16 protein-coding genes and 2 pseudogenes are annotated in these 17304 nt (G+C 66.5%); 6 read left to right on the top strand and 12 right to left on the bottom strand.

Annotated elements, in window-relative coordinates; all coding sequences use genetic code 11:
* Both B1964_RS03035 and B1964_RS03030 read left to right on the top strand, forming a co-directional pair.
* Nucleotides 1–518, top strand: a 518-nt coding sequence (locus B1964_RS03035; protein ID WP_290440676.1) for an acyl-CoA dehydrogenase family protein, incomplete at its 5' end; no start/stop codon positions are given.
* Entirely contained in the window at nucleotides 515–1618 is a 1104-nt protein-coding gene (locus tag B1964_RS03030; RefSeq protein ID WP_079928753.1) for an acyl-CoA dehydrogenase family protein, read from the top strand. The genes B1964_RS03035 and B1964_RS03030, both read left to right, overlap by 4 nt.
* Nucleotides 1619–1654: 36 nt before the next feature.
* On the opposite strand, the gene B1964_RS03025 is transcribed toward B1964_RS03030, so the two are convergent.
* The 3 genes from B1964_RS03025 to B1964_RS03015 form a co-directional block, all read right to left on the bottom strand.
* Nucleotides 1655–3832: a hypothetical protein gene (locus B1964_RS03025; protein ID WP_079928752.1), complete on the bottom strand. Its 2178-nt coding sequence runs from the start codon at nucleotides 3830–3832 to the stop codon at nucleotides 1655–1657.
* Between the two features lie 9 nt (nucleotides 3833–3841).
* A complete protein-coding gene (locus B1964_RS03020; protein ID WP_253193863.1) occupies nucleotides 3842–4894 on the bottom strand; it encodes a LamG domain-containing protein in 1053 nt (350 codons plus the stop codon).
* 127 nt (nucleotides 4895–5021) lie between these two features.
* A complete protein-coding gene (locus B1964_RS03015) occupies nucleotides 5022–5837 on the bottom strand; it encodes a helix-turn-helix transcriptional regulator (RefSeq protein ID WP_079928754.1) in 816 nt (271 codons plus the stop codon).
* Nucleotides 5838–5895: 58 nt separating this feature from the next.
* Here B1964_RS03015 and B1964_RS03010 point away from each other — a divergent pair, with 58 nt between their 5' ends.
* Nucleotides 5896–6222: a hypothetical protein gene (locus B1964_RS03010; RefSeq protein ID WP_006369810.1), complete on the top strand. Its 327-nt coding sequence runs from the start codon at nucleotides 5896–5898 to the stop codon at nucleotides 6220–6222.
* Nucleotides 6223–6381: 159 nt separating this feature from the next.
* Here the strand turns inward: B1964_RS03010 and B1964_RS03005 are convergent.
* Nucleotides 6382–7016: pseudogene (locus B1964_RS03005) on the bottom strand (TMEM175 family protein).
* A 91-nt stretch (nucleotides 7017–7107) separates the two neighbouring features.
* On the opposite strand from B1964_RS03005, the gene B1964_RS03000 reads away from it, so the two are divergent.
* Nucleotides 7108–8598: a wax ester/triacylglycerol synthase domain-containing protein gene (locus B1964_RS03000; RefSeq protein ID WP_253193862.1), complete on the top strand. Its 1491-nt coding sequence runs from the start codon at nucleotides 7108–7110 to the stop codon at nucleotides 8596–8598.
* On the opposite strand, the gene B1964_RS02995 is transcribed toward B1964_RS03000, so the two are convergent.
* The 6 genes from B1964_RS02995 to hsaA form a co-directional block, all read right to left on the bottom strand.
* Entirely contained in the window at nucleotides 8553–9695 is a 1143-nt protein-coding gene (locus tag B1964_RS02995; RefSeq protein WP_079928750.1) for a sulfotransferase, read from the bottom strand. The two genes, B1964_RS03000 and B1964_RS02995, sit on opposite strands and share 46 nt — an antisense overlap.
* Entirely contained in the window at nucleotides 9688–10464 is a 777-nt protein-coding gene (locus B1964_RS02990; protein ID WP_079928749.1) for an SDR family oxidoreductase, read from the bottom strand. The genes B1964_RS02995 and B1964_RS02990 overlap by 8 nt, the downstream gene beginning before the upstream one ends.
* Entirely contained in the window at nucleotides 10461–11660 is a 1200-nt protein-coding gene (locus B1964_RS02985; protein WP_079928748.1) for a hypothetical protein, read from the bottom strand. Before B1964_RS02985 ends, B1964_RS02990 begins: the two co-directional genes overlap by 4 nt.
* Nucleotides 11657–12232, bottom strand: coding sequence for a 3-hydroxy-9,10-secoandrosta-1,3,5(10)-triene-9,17-dione monooxygenase reductase subunit (gene hsaB / locus B1964_RS02980; RefSeq protein WP_020170136.1), 576 nt, complete (start codon nucleotides 12230–12232; stop codon nucleotides 11657–11659). Before hsaB ends, B1964_RS02985 begins: the two co-directional genes overlap by 4 nt.
* A 13-nt stretch (nucleotides 12233–12245) precedes the next feature.
* The gene (gene hsaC / locus B1964_RS02975) at nucleotides 12246–13157 is read right to left on the bottom strand and encodes an iron-dependent extradiol dioxygenase HsaC (RefSeq protein ID WP_026919881.1); all 912 of its coding nucleotides are present in this window, start codon (nucleotides 13155–13157) and stop codon (nucleotides 12246–12248) included.
* 65 nt (nucleotides 13158–13222) lie between these two features.
* The gene (hsaA, locus tag B1964_RS02970) at nucleotides 13223–14434 is read right to left on the bottom strand and encodes a 3-hydroxy-9,10-secoandrosta-1,3,5(10)-triene-9,17-dione monooxygenase oxygenase subunit (protein WP_014361381.1); all 1212 of its coding nucleotides are present in this window, start codon (nucleotides 14432–14434) and stop codon (nucleotides 13223–13225) included.
* Nucleotides 14435–14670: 236 nt separating this feature from the next.
* Between hsaA and B1964_RS02965 the strand changes: the two genes are divergently transcribed.
* Together B1964_RS02965 and B1964_RS02960 are read left to right on the top strand one after the other, a co-directional pair.
* Complete coding sequence (locus tag B1964_RS02965) at nucleotides 14671–15885, top strand: Rieske 2Fe-2S domain-containing protein (protein ID WP_079928747.1); 1215 nt, start codon at nucleotides 14671–14673, stop codon at nucleotides 15883–15885.
* Nucleotides 15886–15889: 4 nt separating this feature from the next.
* Entirely contained in the window at nucleotides 15890–16252 is a 363-nt protein-coding gene (locus B1964_RS02960) for a hypothetical protein (RefSeq protein WP_006369800.1), read from the top strand.
* On the opposite strand, the gene B1964_RS02955 is transcribed toward B1964_RS02960, so the two are convergent.
* The gene (locus tag B1964_RS02955; RefSeq protein ID WP_079928746.1) at nucleotides 16206–16742 is read right to left on the bottom strand and encodes a hypothetical protein; all 537 of its coding nucleotides are present in this window, start codon (nucleotides 16740–16742) and stop codon (nucleotides 16206–16208) included. The genes B1964_RS02960 and B1964_RS02955 overlap by 47 nt on opposite strands.
* Nucleotides 16739–17304 (bottom strand): annotated as a pseudogene (locus B1964_RS02950) (TDT family transporter); the annotation flags it as partial. The gene B1964_RS02955 and the pseudogene B1964_RS02950, both read right to left, overlap by 4 nt.

The raw sequence follows: 17304 nt of genomic DNA, 5'->3' as shown, positions 1-17304 counted from the left end.
CCCACCGCACGGTGGACCCGGCCCGCACGGTCTCCGAAGTCAGCGCGTCCGACCCGGTCGCCACCGAGGTGAACGGTACTGCCGCAGCCGATCTCGGCGCGCTGGCCACCGGCGCCCAGTTGCTCGGTCTGGGTGATCGGATGCTGTCGATCGCGTCGGAGTACGCGGTGGCGCGCAAGCAGTTCGGTCGCGCCATCGGCTCCTTCCAGGCCGTCAAGCACCATCTGGCCGATGTCGCCATCGCGTTGGAGATGGCACGGCCGCTGATTCACGGCGCGGCCGTCGGCGTCGACGGCGGAGCCCCGGAGGGCACCGACGTGGGCCGCGACATCTCCGCGGCGAAGGTGGCCGCCGCCGATGCGGCGTACCTGGCGTCGCGTCATGCTCTGCAGGTGCTCGGGGCGATCGGGTACACCGCCGAGCACGATCTCTCCCTGTATCTGACCAAGACCCGCGCCCTGATCGGCGCGTGGGGTACCCCCGCCGCGCATCGGGCGCGAATCCTGGAGACGCTGTGACCACCGAACCCACTGTGCGCGAATCCATCTCCACCGAGGAACGAGAGGCCCTGCGGGAGTCGATCGCCGCGTTGCTCAAACAGCGAGGTGGTTCCGCCGCGCTGCGTGCATCGATGACGGAAACACCACGCATCGACCGAGGGTTGTGGCAGACGCTGTCGACCGAGATCGGTGCCGCGGCACTGCCGATTCCCGAGGAGTTCGGTGGTGCCGGGGCGAGCTTCGTCGAGACCGCAGTGGTGCTCGAGGAACTCGGGGGCGCACTGTCGGTGGTGCCGGTGTTCTCGGCGGCGCTCGCGAGCGCCGCGCTGCTGGCCGCCGGTGACGATGCGGCCTCGGCGCGGTTGCTGCCCGCGATCGCCGCGGGGACGTCGATCGTCGCGCTGTGTTGGGCGGCACCGTCGGGGTGGTCGTCGTCCGGTGTCCGCGCGGAGGCCGGACTGCTCTCGGGCACAGCCCATTACGTTCTCGACGCGGAATCTGCCGATCACTTGCTGGTCGTCGCCGGCACCGACGCCGGACTCACCGTCCACGACGTCGATGCCCGTGCCGAAGGCGTGACGATCACTCCGCAACCACTACTCGACCCGACACGCCCGCTCGCGTCGGTCACTTTCGACGACGTGCCCGCCGAGACGATCACCGCCCGCGCCGGGACCGTCGACACGATCCGGACCGCGGCCTGGGCTCTGATGTCGGCGGAGCAGGTCGGTGGCGCCGCCCGTGCTCTGGACCTGACCGTCGGATACAGCAAGGAGCGCAACCAGTTCGGCCGCGCCATCGGATCGTTCCAGGCACTCAAACACCGGATGGCCGACATGTACGCGCTCGTGGCGACGTCGCGGGCGATATCCCACGCCGCGGTCAACGCACTCGCCGCCGGTTCGGCCGACGCCGCGGAACTCGCGGCGGCCGCCCGCGTCCACTGCTCGGAGGCCTACGCGAGCGTCGCCGGCGACGCCATCCAGATCCACGGGGGCATCGGCATCACCTGGGAACACGACATCCAGCTGTACTTCAAACGTGCACAATCGAGTTCCCAGCTGTTCGGCCAACCGCATGAGGTCGTCGCCGATATGGTGGAGCGGTTGCGCGGCTGAGTGCCGACGGTGCTCGATGTCGGCCCGTGACACCGGTCACGCGGGGAACAAGTCCCGATTGTCGCCGTCGGTGAGGGCATCGAGAAACAGGTCCACCATGTCGGGCATGCGGGGACCGGCACGCAGCGCGTCGACATCGGCGGTGACACGCTGCCCCCATCGTCCCTGAAAACCCGATTCCCGCGCGGGTGACGGCCACCAGGTCTGAGTCGTCCGGTCGACGACGAAGTCGTATGTGCGGCCGTCGATGACGAGGTCACGGCGCGAGGCCCAGTCGATCCGATCAGCAGTTCCCGACACCGTGACCCCGGGCGGCGCGAGCACGGTCGACTCCTCGTCGCCGGGTGCCTTGTCGGTGTCGGGGACGTCGCCGTAGCCCATGATGTCGAGGCCGTAGGAGTGCGGCAGCACTCCCTCCGCACCGGCAGCGATCAGCCCGGCCGCCAACCCGATCGGACCGACGAGCCCGCCGAATGCACCACCGATCCCGGCTCCACCGAGGAGTTTCGCCAAGAAGGCGAGCATGTCCTCGCCGAGACTCTCGTCGGAATGTGGGATGAGATCCTCCGGAATGGGTACGCCCGGGTCGAAGCGGCCACAGAACGCAGTGCCCGCGCTCGGTGACAGCGCCGCCCGCTCGCCCGGTGACACGTACATCGAATGGGTCCCGGCGGCAACGTAGATGCGGGGGTGGCCGCCGGCGAGCTTGGGCAGTCCCGCGGTCGCTCCGGACGTCGGCCGCCAGGACCGCACGGTCATCGTGACGGCGGCGTCCGGATCGGAGGAGTACGCCGGCGGCTCGACCCCTCCGTCGTCGGCGCTCAGCCGCGAGACGGTCGTACCGATCAGGCGCGGAACCGCGTTCGTGGGTTCATTCTTGGGTACATCGAGAAGCACTGCGACACAGTGCCAATCGCCGGCATGCGACAGAGCTTGTTGCGCCGTGATCGATCCGGCACAGTCTCCGGAATCCTGTCCGACCGACTCCGAATGATAGGGAAAGAACAGGTGATAACACAGCAGACCGGGACGACTCACGTATGTGCCGAGAACCTTGTCGAGTCCGCGGGGGTCGGCGGCGGCACGCGCGAGCAGTGTGTCGGGTTCGATGTACTCGGCGTGATACCAGTGTCTGCTGTCGGCGAGTACCGGTTCGTCGCGGTATCGGGCGGCAATGCCATCGGCGTCGCTGTAGGTCGTCACGCTGTCGATGTCGACCGTGTCACTCGATGTTCCCTCGGCATCGGTCCACCCGGCGAACTGCAGGAACGTGTCCACGTCGGGGCCGACGGACCCGAGCTTCGCACCGCCGATCGACTCGCCGGGTTCGCCGACCCGCGCCGACACCGAACCGGCCTCGGCCACCGGCCGCCGTGGATACGGGTCCCCGGGATTCCCACCCCAGGTGCTGGTGGTGTCGAACGGCGATCCCGCCTTCCACACCGCCGAGTTCTCCACGTAGCGCTTGGCATCGACGGGCACGAAACGCTCGGCCGGGTGCAGGTGGAGAATCGGGGCGAACCGCAGCGCCAGCTGTTCGGCGAGAGGGGCCGGGCCGGGTCTCGGTCCCGGGGTCGGGGTCACCGCGGGCAGTGCGACTGCGATGCCGGCGGCGGACGCGTTGCCCGTCCATCCCCACGCCATCGACGACGCGGCGGAGTCGCGATCCTCGGTTTCCAGGGTGATGGCCCGATTGCCCAGCTGTTGGTTGGTGACGTCGTGCACCTCGGTCGCCCCACCGCGCGGGCTCACCAGGGTCGAGGAGGTCACCGTGACCGCAGCCACGACCGTCAGGCCATCACCGGTCACCGGCGTCGTGATCGAGAGATCGGTACCGGTCCCCGACCCCGTGAACGAGGCAAGGGGTCCGGTGACCACGACTCCGGTGTAGGCGATCACCGACCACGCGCACAGATCCTGACGTTGGTCGTCGAAGGTGAGTGTCAAGGCACCCCTGGTGGCCGCGGCGGCGCTCGCCGCAAATGCCGTGATGCGCCTACGGTCCACGCCGTCGATGGTCACCGTGTTCAGCTGCTCGAAGAGTAGGTTGGCCCCGGAGATCGCCGGCGGATTCGGGGTTCCGGCAAGCAATCCGGCCGCAGCACTGGCGACGAACACCAGAACCCGGGCGTCCGCGGGAACGGTGAACGACGCCGTCGTGAAGGTCGAGGTGTTGGTCGTGACCGCATCAGCGGTGAGGGGTTGGCGGATCATGTGTCTTCCTCAGGTCGGTCCGGTCGGGTTGCGGATCGCGTCGATACCGGAGATGACGCCGTTGATCTCACCGGTGAAGTCGGGGTCGCACGTCGCGGCGCCGATGCTCTCGACCATCTGCGCGAAGCACGGATCATCGCGGAGCGCAACGAACGTCGGCGACTCCATGGGGTCGAGCCCCTGCGCGGCGAGCGCTCGGTAACGCTCGACGAGCAATTCGGCGACGTCGTCGAGGCGGCCGTTGCTCCACAGATCGCGGTACTCCCGTGAGACGTCCTGCCATTGCCTGCGGACCTCGGCTCCGTGAGCCGAGCCGCGGGCCAGCATGTCGTCGACCGCCGCGCGGACGAGGTCGAGGACCCGAGACACACAGTCCGGGTCGGTCCGGGCGAAGTCCCGAACTCTCGCAACCCATTCCAACCAGCATTGCCTGGTTGCCTCATCCATCGGGCGGCCGAGGAACTCGTCGTTGATCCGATGCGGATTGGCCCGCCAGATCGCGACGTCGTCGATGAGACCACCGAAGGGATGCGCCATGGCGGCCGAATTGCCGATGCTCACCGCCCGCAGGGCGGATAGGCCGACACCGTCGATTTCATTGACCACCGAGCCGTCGATGGTCATGAAGACCGAGGACACCCCGTCATGGAGGAAGCCGACGGTGTTCCAGCGGTCGGGGCTCGGCCGAAACGGTGCAACATGCAGAAGATCAGAGGGGACCGGACCGGTTCCCCGGAGGTACAGGTTCAGATACCCGGAGCCGACTGTCAGTGAAAACCCATCTCCGGCAACGAGATATCCGTCCGCTTGTGCCTCACCGGCGACGGTCACCTCGACACGCAGTCCACGCAACGGGTTCACACCCGGAAGCCGAGCGGTGACCACGCCGCCGCCCCGGAAATCGATCACCCCGGAGCCCGGCGCGGTGCCGTCGCGAAGATACTGATTCAGTGTGATCTGTTGTGGAACACCGGGATATCGCCGTGCCGGCGACAGGTCGGCGATCACTCCGGGCGTCCCGGAAAAGGTATGGTGGAGGATCTGCTCCCACGGATCTGCCATGATGCTCCTCGAGATTCGGCGAATGCGCCGTTGCGGTTCAAGCGTAAGCCGAGTCGGCAGAAGAACCCACAAACTTCGCAAACGGGTACTGCGTTCGGCAGATGCCGCCGGGAGCGAGACAGCGCGGCTACGCGTGGTCGGTCAAGAATTCTCGGGTCCGACCGTCGGCCGGCGCGAACAGCTCGACGGTGTACTCGTCGATCGTGACGTCGCGAGCCGAGGTCAAGGCGGCGGCCATGGTGAAGAAACTCAGTTCGCCGTCGGGATGTCTCAGCCGCAGAGGCACCACGACCGAGTCGTCCACGGATTCGGACTCCTCATCGGAATCGCTTGGGTACGCGGATAGTTCGCGGGCGAGATCGGCAAGGACGCGATCCCCGGTCCACTCCGCACGCCGACGCACCTGACCGATCAGATGGTTCCGTATCGTCGCGAGGTTGGCGATCCGCGGGGCCATACCGTCGGGATGCAGGGTCAGCCGTAGGACGTTGGCGGGCGGTTCGAGCAGGTGCGGCGCACATCCGTCGAGCAGCACTGCGATCGTCCCGTTGGCTTCGACCAGCCCCCAATGGCGGTCGCAGATGACCGCGGGCACCGGCTCGACAGCGGCGATCATCTGCGACAGCTCACTGCGCACCACCGCGAGCTCGGGGTCGTCGGGCCGATGATGGGAGTAGACCGGAGCATGACCGGCCGCCAGGAGAATCCGATTGCGTTCGCGCAGAGGTATTTCCAGATGCTCTCCGAGATGAACGATCAGCTCGGTGCTGGGCACCGAGCGCCCGGTCTCGACGAAACTCAGATGCCGAGCACTGATCCCGGCCTGCGAGGAGAGCGCGAGCTGTGAGAGCCCCTTGCGAAGCCGCCAGTCCCGCAGCATCTTTCCGGCACGATCTGATTCGCTCGTCCGTACCGGCTCGGTGGTGGCAACCATGACCTCCAAGGTCATTGACCACGCAACCCCGCGAACAGTGGAATGGAACCGACGAGAGGAGCACGATATGACCACGACCGCCGACACCGACACCTCGCCCGACATCGACGTCCCACGTTGGCTGCGGATGATCATGCGCAGCGACCGCTTCGGCTCGTCGTCCTACATCGTGGTGAGCCTGTTGTTCGCGCCGATTCTTCTTCTGCTCGACGGGTGGCCGGTGTTGCACACCATCGCGCTCGTGGCGCTCGCACTCGGCGGCCTGTGGCTGGGGCTTCTGGGTATCGCCATGGCCACCGGCCTGGCGATCGTTCTCCGCCGCGGCGTCGAGCTTCCGGAGCAGTACTGGAAGACCGTGTTCGACGACTACCCGGTGGATGATCCGGGTCGGTGACCCGATTGAGAACCAGCACCACCGCACCGCGTCTCGAGGCTCCTCGCCTAGCGGCTCGTCACACCTCGACGACCGGGAATGCGCACCGCGTCTCGAGGCTCCTCGCCTAGCGGCTCGTCACACCTCGACGACCGGGAAGACCCCGCCGGCCGGTGCAGCTCAGGCGGTTCGGCCCCGGCCGACCCACCGTTCGATCACGGCGTTGACGGGGCCGACGGCGAACAACAGGAGCAGTGAGTACAGCCCCGAGCCCGGCACCACCAGCGTGATCACGATCGCGACGGTCAGCAGGATCGGGGTGCCGAAGTCGGGCAGCCGGGCAAGCCAGGCGTCGACGTCGTCGCCGGAGTGGAGCAGTTCGCGGTGCCGACGGCCCCACATCGACATCACCACCACCGACGCGATCGACAGCCACAGCACCGCCATATAGACGACGTTGGCTCCCTTGAGAGTGTTTCCACTGATCAGCGGGTGACGAAGGGCAGCACCACGATGGTCAGCAGCCACGGCAGATGAAGGTTGAAGATCATCCGGTCGTAGGTCTTGAAGTACTCGAAGGTGCCGTGGTGGTTGCGCCACAGCACCCAGATCACGACGAAACTGATCAAGAAGCCGATGATCTCGTCGGAATGCTCGTCGAATACCTGCCCCACCGTCGAGTCCTGGGCGACGTCGTGGATGATGTCGACGAGCGGCAGGACGAGCAACGTCAACGCGATCGCAACAACGGCGTCGGTGAAGGCGATCAGTCGGCGGAACCCGTCGTCGGTACGGCGTTCGTACTTCTCGGACATGTGATCAACCCTAGGTGTCATCCCCCGCCGATGATCGCCGACCTCGCGCAAACCGTGGCACCGGCGAGGATGCCTGTCGCACAATACGCACATGGTTGGCCTCGATCCCAGGATGGGCGCATTCGACGCGGTGATGTTCGGCATCGAGGACGACCCGCTGTTGCGGTCGTCGATCACGCTGGTCGCTATGCTCGACCGCGCACCTGATCTCGCGCTGGTGACCGACCGCACCGAACGACTGACCCGATTGCAGCCGCGCCTACGTCAGCGGGCCGTCGGTAATCCGATGTCGCTGGCTCCGCCACGCTGGGAGGTCGACCCGCATTTCGACGCCGGATTCCACCTGCGGTGGCGACGCGCACCAGGCGAACGCGAGGCGCTCGCCGAGGTCCTCGACTTCGCAGAGCGGATGAGCGAGGCCGACTTCGATCGTGCGCGCCCGCTGTGGGAGGCCGCGATCATCACCGGCCTCGTCGGCGATCAGGCCGCGCTGATCGTGAAGATCCACCACTGCATCACCGACGGCATCGGTGGTCTGGCAATGGCTGCCTCGCTGTTCGACCTCTCCCGCGATGCCCCGGAACGCGGAGACATGCCGACAGTGCCGGCCGCCGAACCGTCGAGCCTGATCCATCGGGTCGAGCAGGCCGTGGGGTTCGAGGTCCGCGCCGCCGCCTACGACGCCGCCCGGCTCGCACGACTGGCGTTCTCGACCGGCAGGACCGCCGTCACCAACCCCGTGGGTGTGACCCGACAGGCCGTCGACACCGCGGCGTCGACGATTCGGATGCTCGCACCCCAGGGCCGTCCGCTGTCCACCTTGATGTCGGATCGCTCACTGTCGGTGGACTTCTCGGTGGTGGAGGTGCCTCTCGATGCCCTCAAGTCCGCCGCACGCCGGCATGACACCACGCTCAACACCTGTTTCCTGGCGGTGGTGACCGCAGCGCTGCGCGACTATCACGTCGCGTTGGGCGAGCAATTGCGCCGAGTCCGGGTCAACATGCCGGTCAGTGTGCGGACCGACTCCGACGAGGCAGCCGGGAATCATTGGGTACCCGCACGTTTCGTGATGCCGGCCGAGCCGGCCGACGTCAGTGGTCTGCTCCGACGGATCGAGCCCGTGGTGCGGCGGGCCCAACACGATCCGGCACTGCGCGCCTCGACCATCGTCTACCAGTTGCTCGCCTCATTGCCGGCCTCACTGACCACCTCGATCGCGGGTTCGTTGATGAAGGGGGTCGACGTCGCCGCGACGAACGTCCCCGGCCCACCGATGCCGGTCTACACCGCGGGCGCCAAGGTCACCAAGCTCATCCCGTTCGCACCCAAGTCGGGGGCCGCGGTCAACGTGGGACTGATGTCCTACGCCGGCGGCGTCTTCCTCGGCGTGAATTGCGATCCCGCGGCCGTCACCGACAGCCGGTTGTTCACCGAATGCGTGCGGACAGCACTCGCCGATCTGCTGCACCCCCGCGGACCCCAACCACCCGACCGGCGCCTGACGGCGGTGATCGATCACTCTGATAAGAGCGATCAGGAAGCGAAAGCGGTTGTCACGGTGTCCTCGTCGAGACCGTAGTCGGCCAGCCGGTAGGTGTGGCGGGGTGCTCGCGCCCCCGAACGGCTCTCCTCGTCGAGCACCCGCATCGCCGCTCGAGCCGCGTCGGACACCGATGCCCCCAATGCCGCGTACACGCGGTCGACGACGCCGAACGGGTCTGCTCGCAGTTCGTCGAACTCGACGTCGACGAACTGTGCGGGGTCGTATCGCTGTCGGGCACTCGAGAATTCGCGCAGACCACGCGACCACAGTTCGAGCTGTGAGGCACCAATCCGCTCGCCGACGAAGGTCGTCGACCACCCCGGAGTGGCATGTTCGGCGAGGCTACACATGGAGGCGATGATCGTTTCCGGCGCCCGATGTGTCTGGATCACCAGAGCATCGGGATAGGTGGCCATCAGCGCATCCAAGGCGAACAGGTGGCTGGGATTCTTGAGTACCCAGCGCTTTTCGGGATCGTTGGAGCCGATGAGCTGCAGGTTGCGTTTGTGTCGGGCGTACGCGGGCGTCCAGTCCTGGCCGGCGAGCCAGCGCGAATAAGTGGGCAGGTACGCCAGTGACTCGTAGGAGATCGACATCATGCTCTGCCGCAACAACTGCCAGCATTCCTCGACTTCGGCCGCATCCATGTAGTGCAGTCCCAGGAACTCCGGGTTCTCCACGTGGTGTTGGGCGAAGCCCGCGTTGATCTGTGTGAACACCGGGTTTTCCGACCACGTCTCGCGCGGCGGACGCGGCTGCGGGACGTCGCACAACCACATCTCGAGGCCCTGATGGGCGGGATCGGCGGTGAGCAGCCGATGCAGTGCGGTGGTCCCGGTACGCGGCAGCCCGGTGACGAAGATCGGCCGGGTGATCGGCACGTCGACGTAGCCGGGGTTGGCCTTCCACGACGCCTCGCTCAGCAGCCGCGCCACCAGCGCCCCCTTGAGGAAGTACCGGAACATCTTGCTGCCGAGTTCGGTGAGCCCGGCCTCTTCGGCGTACGAGGTGAGCAGGATCGCCAGCGCCTCGCGGTACCCGTCATCGCCGAAATCATCCAGACCGGTCGCCCGCATGGCTGATTCGTGGAGGTCGTCGACGGTACCCACGGTCGTCAGCGTCGATCTAGTCATGGTATTCACCGCAGTTCACGTCGAGGGTGTGACCGGTGATGGCGCGGGCCATCGGCGAGGCGAGGAAGACCACCGCGTCGGCAATCTCATCAGGCTCGGGTAGGCGATGTAGGTCGGAGCGGCCCGCCGTCTGCTCGTACACCTGCTCGGGGGTGATGCCGTACTTCTTGGCCACTTCGCCGAAGTACCACTTCAGCTGGTCGTCCCAGATGTAGCCGGGCGCCACCGAGTTGATCCGAATCCCCTTGTCCCCCAGCTCGGTGGCCAGGGTCTGCGACATCGCGAGCATCGCCGACTTCGCCAGCTTGTAACTGCCGTAGCGGGGCTCGGAATGACGGATCACCATCGAGTTGATGTTGACGATCGACCCGTCCCTCTCGGCGAGAGCATCGGTGAACGCCTTGATCACCCGCAGGGTGCCGAGCACGGTCAGGTCCAGACTCGCGGTGATCTGGTCGAAGTCGGTGCGGGCCAACGGTTTCATCGACGGCAACGCGAAAGCGTTGTTCACCAGCACATCGACACCACCGAATTCGCCGACGGCGGCGCTCACCAGTGCGTCGACGGCGTCGTCGTCGGTGATGTCGGTCGGCACGACGAGCGTGGGCGTGTCGAGTTCGGCGGCCACCTCCTTGAGCCTGGATTCGGTCCGAGCCGCGAGGACCACGCTCGCCCCGGCGGCCGCGGCCCGAACACAGATCGATCGTCCGAGCCCGGGCCCGACACCCGACACGACGACGACCTTGTCGGCCAGTAGTCCGTCACTCATGCGAGCATCCTCTCGGCAAAGCCTTGCTGCCGCTGTGCTATTCGCTGCGCCCAGCCGTCCGCGTCGACCCGGTTGCGTTCGAGATACGGTAGATGCGCCGCTACGTCGCCGACGTCGATGACCTGTGCCGTCGGGCCCTGTTCGCCGGTGATCGGTCGCTCGGTCCGCTGCCAGCGGAACTGCATGATCCCGCGTTCGCGCCCGGTGGTCTCGATCCAGTTGGCGATGTGCGGATCGGTATGCGAGATCACCATGCGGATCATCCCGTCGGGATCGACCTGCGCCTGAGCCGAATTCAGACTCGTTTGATGATGGACGTAGTCCAGCGAGATGTACCACAGGCTGCCGAGTTGGAATCCCTGGTAGGGCGCCTCGGACTTCGGGACGGTGACGAGGATCGCCTCGTCGGGGGCGAGACGATAGTGGCCGACCGACGAGAACTGGGTGGCCAGCCCACCGGGTGTCAGCCGCGGCGGGGTGAAGGTGTTCACCGGCTCGTCGAGGTAGAACCACTTGGGAAAGTTGAACCAGGTGTTGATGCGCGCGGTCAACATCTTGGCCGCGGTCCGGTAGCGACGGGTCACCCGTTCGAGATCCGGTTCGGTGGGCGCGGTTCCGCTCGTGTCGACGCGTTCGATGGCGATGGCGCCCTTGCGCTGGGCCCAGTCGGAGTAGACCTCGCGCACCGACAGTGTGGTGGCGCCGTCGGGCAGGACGAACTCGTCCGCGCCGCCCGGTACGCTGCCCGCGGGGCGGAAGACGATCTCGAAGACGCCGTCGTCGGCGATTGTGATGCGCCGGTCGTCGAACGCATCGTCACCGCCCGGGACCTCATCGGGGGTGTAATCTCCGCGCAGCACTTGAAAACTCAGGTCGGCAGTGGTGCCCCGCCGACCCCACACCCGGTAGGTTCCGGCGGGGTCGATGTCGGCGTGATAGTAGAGGGTGTCGGGGTTGTCCAGGCCCATCTTGGTGTACGGCCCGGTCGAGGCGACGAACACCGGGTGGCTGAGGTTGCGGGTACGAACCAGGTGACCGATCGCCGAGATACTGCCGGCGAGATAGTCGAGACCCTCGGCCAGATCCTGTTCGCTGCTCACGAATTCCGCTGAACGGATCAGCTTCTCGGCCTCGGCGATGGCATCGGTGAACGGCTTGGTGGCCTGTTCGGCGATCGTGATGCTCGGTGCACTCATAGCCAGGTGTCCCCTCCGGTCCAGGTCAGGAAGTTCTCGAGTTCGGCCTGCGCGGGAGTCACGCGCGGGTGCTCGGTGGAGAGGTATCCGCCGCGGTAGAACAACAACGGCTTGTCCTGCAACACTTCTCCCAGCGTCTGTGCGCGGCCGATGACGATGTGGTGATCACCACCGTCGGCGACCTGTTCGATGGTGCACTCCGCCCAGGTCAGGCAGTGCCGGATGACCGGCAGTCCCGCGGGCGAAGGGTCCCACACCACGCCGGAGAACTTGTCCTCGCGCGGCGCACCGAAATTCGCACTCACGTCCTGCTGACGATTCGAGAGCACGTTGACGCAGAAGGCGCCCCGCTGCTCGATCACCGACCACGTTCGTGAGGTCTTCTGCGGACAGAACAGCACCAGCGGCGGGTCGAGGGACAACGCCGCAAACGACTGGCAGGCGAATCCGGCCGGCTGGTCGTCGGCGGTGAGCGTGGTGATCACGGTGACGCCGGTGCAGAACTGCCCCATCGCGGTGCGGAACTGTCGGGAGTCGAAATCGGCGGAGCCGTAGGGGGTATGGGCGCTCATGGCCGACTCGTCGCTACTGGGAGAATCCGACGGTGAAGTCATGTCCCCAGAGGCTGACCGCGGTGCTCTCCCGCGCGATCCAGTCGTCGTCGGCGACGGTTCTTCCCTCACAACCGAATTCGACGTCGAATCCTCCGGGTGTCTTCATGTAGAAGGAGAGCATGAGGTCGTTGACGTGCCGACCGAGGGTCGCCGACATCTTCACCTTGCGGCGCAACGCCCGATCGAGGCACAGACCCACGTCGTCGGAGTTCTCGACCTCGACCATGAGATGCACGATGCCCGTCGAATTGGGGATCGGCAGGAACGCCAGCGAGTGATGCCGTGGATTGCAGCCGAGGAAGCGCAGCCACGGCACCTCGTCGCCTTCTTCGCGGCCGACGGCCTGCGGTGGCAGTCGCATCGAATCGCGCAGCGAGAAGCCGAGGACGTCGCGATAGAACTCCAGTGCGGCCTTGTCGTCATCGCAGGTGAGCACCACATGCCCGAGGCCCTGCTCGCCGGTGACGAAGCGGTGACCATACGGACTGACGATACGTCGATGCTGCAGCGCCACACCGTGAAACGCCTCGATGGTGTTGCCGGCCGGGTCGGTGAACACGATCATCTCGACGACCTGCCGCTCGAGCAGTTCGGTGTCCTTGGCCTCGCGATAGACGACGCCGGCCGCCGACAAACGATCTCGGACGTCTTGGAGCGCCGACGCGTTGGCGCATTCCCAGCCGGAGGACGCCAGCCGGTCGTGCTCGCCCGGCACGATCACCAGGCGAGCCGGGAAATCGTCCATCCGCAGGTAGAGCGCGCCGTCGACGGTACCGGCGCCCTCGACCATGCCGAGAACCTTCAGGCCGTACTCGCGCCAGGCGTCGACGTCGGTCGCCTCGATGCGCATGTACCCCAGGGAACGGATGGGACTGTCGGTCATGTGCTGGGTGCTCCTGTCCTCGCGTGTGCTGTCCACCGGATCGGCGTGAATCAGATCGACGTGGATCAGACCATGGTGTCGCCGACGGGAATCCCGAACTCCCCGTTGCCGAATGCGACGTAGGCACGCTCGGGGTCATTGGCGGCGTGGACGCGTCCGGCGTGTGCGTCGCGCCAGAACCGCTGGATCGGCGAATCCACGTTCAGCGCACCGGCACCCGAGTTCTCGAAGAGACTGTCGATCGACTCGATCGCGCGGCCGGTGGCGCGCACCTGATCACGCCGAGCGGCCAGCCGCAGCTCCATCGGGATCTCCTCGCCGGCGAGGATGAGGTCGTATTCGGCCTGCAGGTTGCCCGACACCTGACGCCAGGCGGCGTCGATGTCGCTGGCGGCGCCGGCGATCCGGACCTTGGCGAACGGATCGTCCTTGGACTTCTCGCCAGCGTAGGCGGCGCGAACGCGCTTGCCCTGATGTTCGACGTGCGAATGGTAGGCCCCGTAGGCCATTCCGATGATCGGCGTCGAGATGACGCTGGGATGAATGGTGCCCCACGGCATCTGGTAGACCGGCGCGGTGTTGCGCTCGAGGCCGGGACTGCGGTATTCGGCCATGGTGCGCATCGAGAGTACGCGGTGGGTCGGGACGAAGGCGTCCTTGACCTCGATGGTGTTGGAGCCGGTGCCCTTGAGCCCGACCACATTCCACACATCCTTGATCGTGTAGTCCGAGCGGGGCAGCAAGAAGCTGACGAAATCGACGGGCTTGCCGCGCTTGATGACCGGCCCACCCACGAAAGTCCAATCGGCGATCTCGCATCCCGACGAGAACGCCCAGTTGCCGTTCACCTTGTACCCACCGTCGACGACCTCGCCCATCCCCATCGGGGCGTACGACGAGGAGATTCGGACCGTGGTGTCGTTGCCCCACACGTCCTCCTGCGCCTGCTGGTCGAAGAGCGCAAGATGCCAGTTGTGGATACCGATGATCCCCGACACCCAGCCGGTGGACCCGCACGCCGTCGACAGACGCCGAACGGCCTCGTAGAAGGTCACCGGATCGACCTGATAGCCGCCCCACTGCTCGGGCTGCATGAGTCGGAAGAAGCCCGCGCTCTCGAGGCTGGAGACCGTCTCGTCGGGAATCCGACGCAGATCCTCGGTCTGCTGCGCACGCTGCTCGAGTTCGGGCAGCAACGCGTTGATCTTTTCCAGGACCTGCGCGCCGGCCTCGCTGCGCCGACTCGGATCGCTCTCTCGTGCTGGCATCTCACCCATCCCTGTTCTCTTCACTGTGTGTCTTCTCGTGTGCTCGTCCCCCAACCAGCACCGGCGTGACGCGTACCGATTCCAAGACTAGAACACGTTCTCATTTATGTCGAGTACTGGGACTTTGTGCCCATTTCCTGCCCGTATCCGGGTTCGTCGGCCGCGGTCCGCTGCTATTTTTGTAACATGTTCTAGTATCGGCTGTACGCGATTCGCATGCAGCGCCACGATGGGAGAGATCGCCAATGGCTGTGAGCACAGGCACCCCGACCGCAACCTCGGCCGCCGACGCGGCCGATTCGGGCGTGCGGGAGATCGACACCGGCACCCCACCGACCCGCTTCGCCCGCGGATGGCACTGCCTGGGCCTGGTGGCCGAGTTCGCCGACGGCAAGCCGCACTCGGTGCAGATCTTCGGCACCAAGCTCGTCGTCTGGACCGACACGTCGGGACAGATCCAGGTGCTCGACGCCTACTGCCGACACATGGGTGGCGATCTGTCACAGGGCAGCGTCAAGGGTGACAACGTCGCCTGCCCGTTCCACGGCTGGCTGTGGAAGGGCAACGGACGCTGCGCCGGGGTTCCCTATGCCAAGCGCAACCCGAAGCTCGCCAAGACCCGGGCGTGGCCGACCATGGTTCGCAACGGGCAGGTGTTCGTCTACAACGACCCGGAAGGCAATCCTCCCCCGGAGGAAATCATCATCCCGGAGCTGTCGGAGGTCGACAGCGACGAGTGGACCGCGTGGACGTGGAATCGGATCGTCATCGAGGGTTCCAACTGCCGCGAGATCATCGACAACGTCGTCGACATGGCGCACTTCTTCTACGTGCACTTCGCACTCCCCGACTACTTCAAGAACGTCTTCGAGGGTGAGACCGCGGCGCAATACATGAATTCCCATGGGCGCCCCGACATCTCGTTGGGCACCGCCTACGGCGACACCCGCCTGGAGTCGATCGCGGCCTATTACGGGCCCTCGTACATGCTGAATCCGATGGTGCAGTACTACGGCGGCTACGCCATCGAGACCATCCTCACCAACTGCCACTACCCCATCGACGCCAATTCGTTCGTCCTCATGTACGGCGTGATGGCCAAGATCCCCGAGGGCCTCTCACCGGAGCAGGCCGACAAGATGGCCCAGAAGATCACCGCGGGCATCGAGGTCGGTTTCCTGCAGGACGTCGAGATCTGGAAGCACAAGACGCGCATCGACAATCCACTCCTCGTCGAGGAGGACGGACCGGTCTATCAGCTGCGTCGCTGGTACGAGCAGTTCTACGTCGACAAGGCCGATGTCACCGACGAGATGACCCAGCGCTTCGAGTACGAGATCGACACCACCAAGGCCGTCGAGAGCTGGAACATCGAAGTGCAGGAGAACATTCGGCGCCGCGAGGAACTCGAGGCGCAACAGGCCGACTCGTCCGCCGAGACGACCGAGTCGCGGGTCTGAACCGATGACCCGCGCGGGCTGGGCAAAGGCTCCCGACCACACCGACGACCCGCAACTCCTCGCCCGGGTTCACGAGGCCACCGCCCGCGACCGCGACCACTACCTGCGCGGCGGTATGACGGAGATCGAATGCCGGTCCTGCCACGCCTGTGTGATGGTCAAGAAGACCAGTCCGCACCACACCAGCGTGCAGTGGAACCCCAGCGCCCGGGCGCGCTGCGACGAACTCGAGGAGATCCGGCGGATCGGCGGCAACCCGGCGATGATGCGGACGTGTCCGCGACTCTCGGCGAGTATCGATCACGGTGTCGCCGAGGGGATCATCCCGGCGCAGTCTCCCGAATCAGACCCCGACGGATACTGGTGAGCGGTGCGAGCACCACGCTCAGCACCGCGAGGATCAGGGTGGCGATCACGCCCCACGCCGGCGACAACAGCGGGCCCGGCGCGTCGATGGCATCGTTGACCGCGGCGTCGAACAGGTGCCCCGCCGGGTCGGCGATCACCATCGCGGACACGACGATCGTCGCCACCCCCGCCGCCACGATCACCGCCGACACGGCGAGTACGCCGATGGTGTTGCGGCGAAACGGCTTCCACCAACCCAGCAGCGCCGCCAGGGCGATGACGATGCCGAACACAAGAGTGAGCAACGCCGGCCGTTCGGTGTGGGCGGAGAAGGCCGCCTCGACGTCGGCGGTCGCGGCCGCTCTGGCGCTGACCCCTCCGAGCCCGCTCACCTGAAGTTGCGCCCCCTGATCGGAGGCACCCCAGCTCGCTTGCGCGCAGCCCACGATCGCCAGACCCACGACCACCAACGCCGGCCACAGGAACGGCCGAATCCTTTCGAGGCTCACCGTCCCAGCGTGCCACGCGCTCCGGCGGGGGCGATGAGCAAGGCACCGTCGACGATCCCGGCGACGGTACGGGTCGCGACGATCCCCCAGGCCAGGAGCAGGGCGACGAACCCGACACCTGCGATCACCGCGAACATCGTGTGCCCGGTGGTCGCCGCCAATGCCGACGACCCGGTCACGAAGGTGCCCAGCGGGAAGGTGAACGACCACCAGGTCAGGCCGAACGGCAGTCCGCGGCGTACCGACCGCGCGGTGATGGCGGTGGCGACGACGATCCAGATCACCGCCGCGGCCCACACCGCGAGCGCGTAGTCGTGGGCGAGGGCGCCGAGGACGCCGGCGGTGGCCGCTCCGGTCACCCCGGTGGCAACGTGGGCGAGCAGGCACGCCGCGGTCACCGATTGTCCGAGCGGTCCGAGGACGATCCACCATGTCGGTGCCAGGCCGGTGGGCCCCGTTCCGCGCGTCACCAGGGAACCGATCACCGAGACCACGATCGGCGCGGCGAGGACCAGCGAGAACACGAAGGCCGCGATCCCGATGACCAGCAGCGCGCGGCGTG

The sequence above is a fragment of the Gordonia sp. i37 genome, assembly GCF_002043085.1.
Taxonomy (GTDB): domain Bacteria; phylum Actinomycetota; class Actinomycetes; order Mycobacteriales; family Mycobacteriaceae; genus Gordonia; species Gordonia polyisoprenivorans.
Note: the sequence above shows the minus strand (reverse complement) of the source record. Positions and strands in the feature narration are given on the sequence as shown.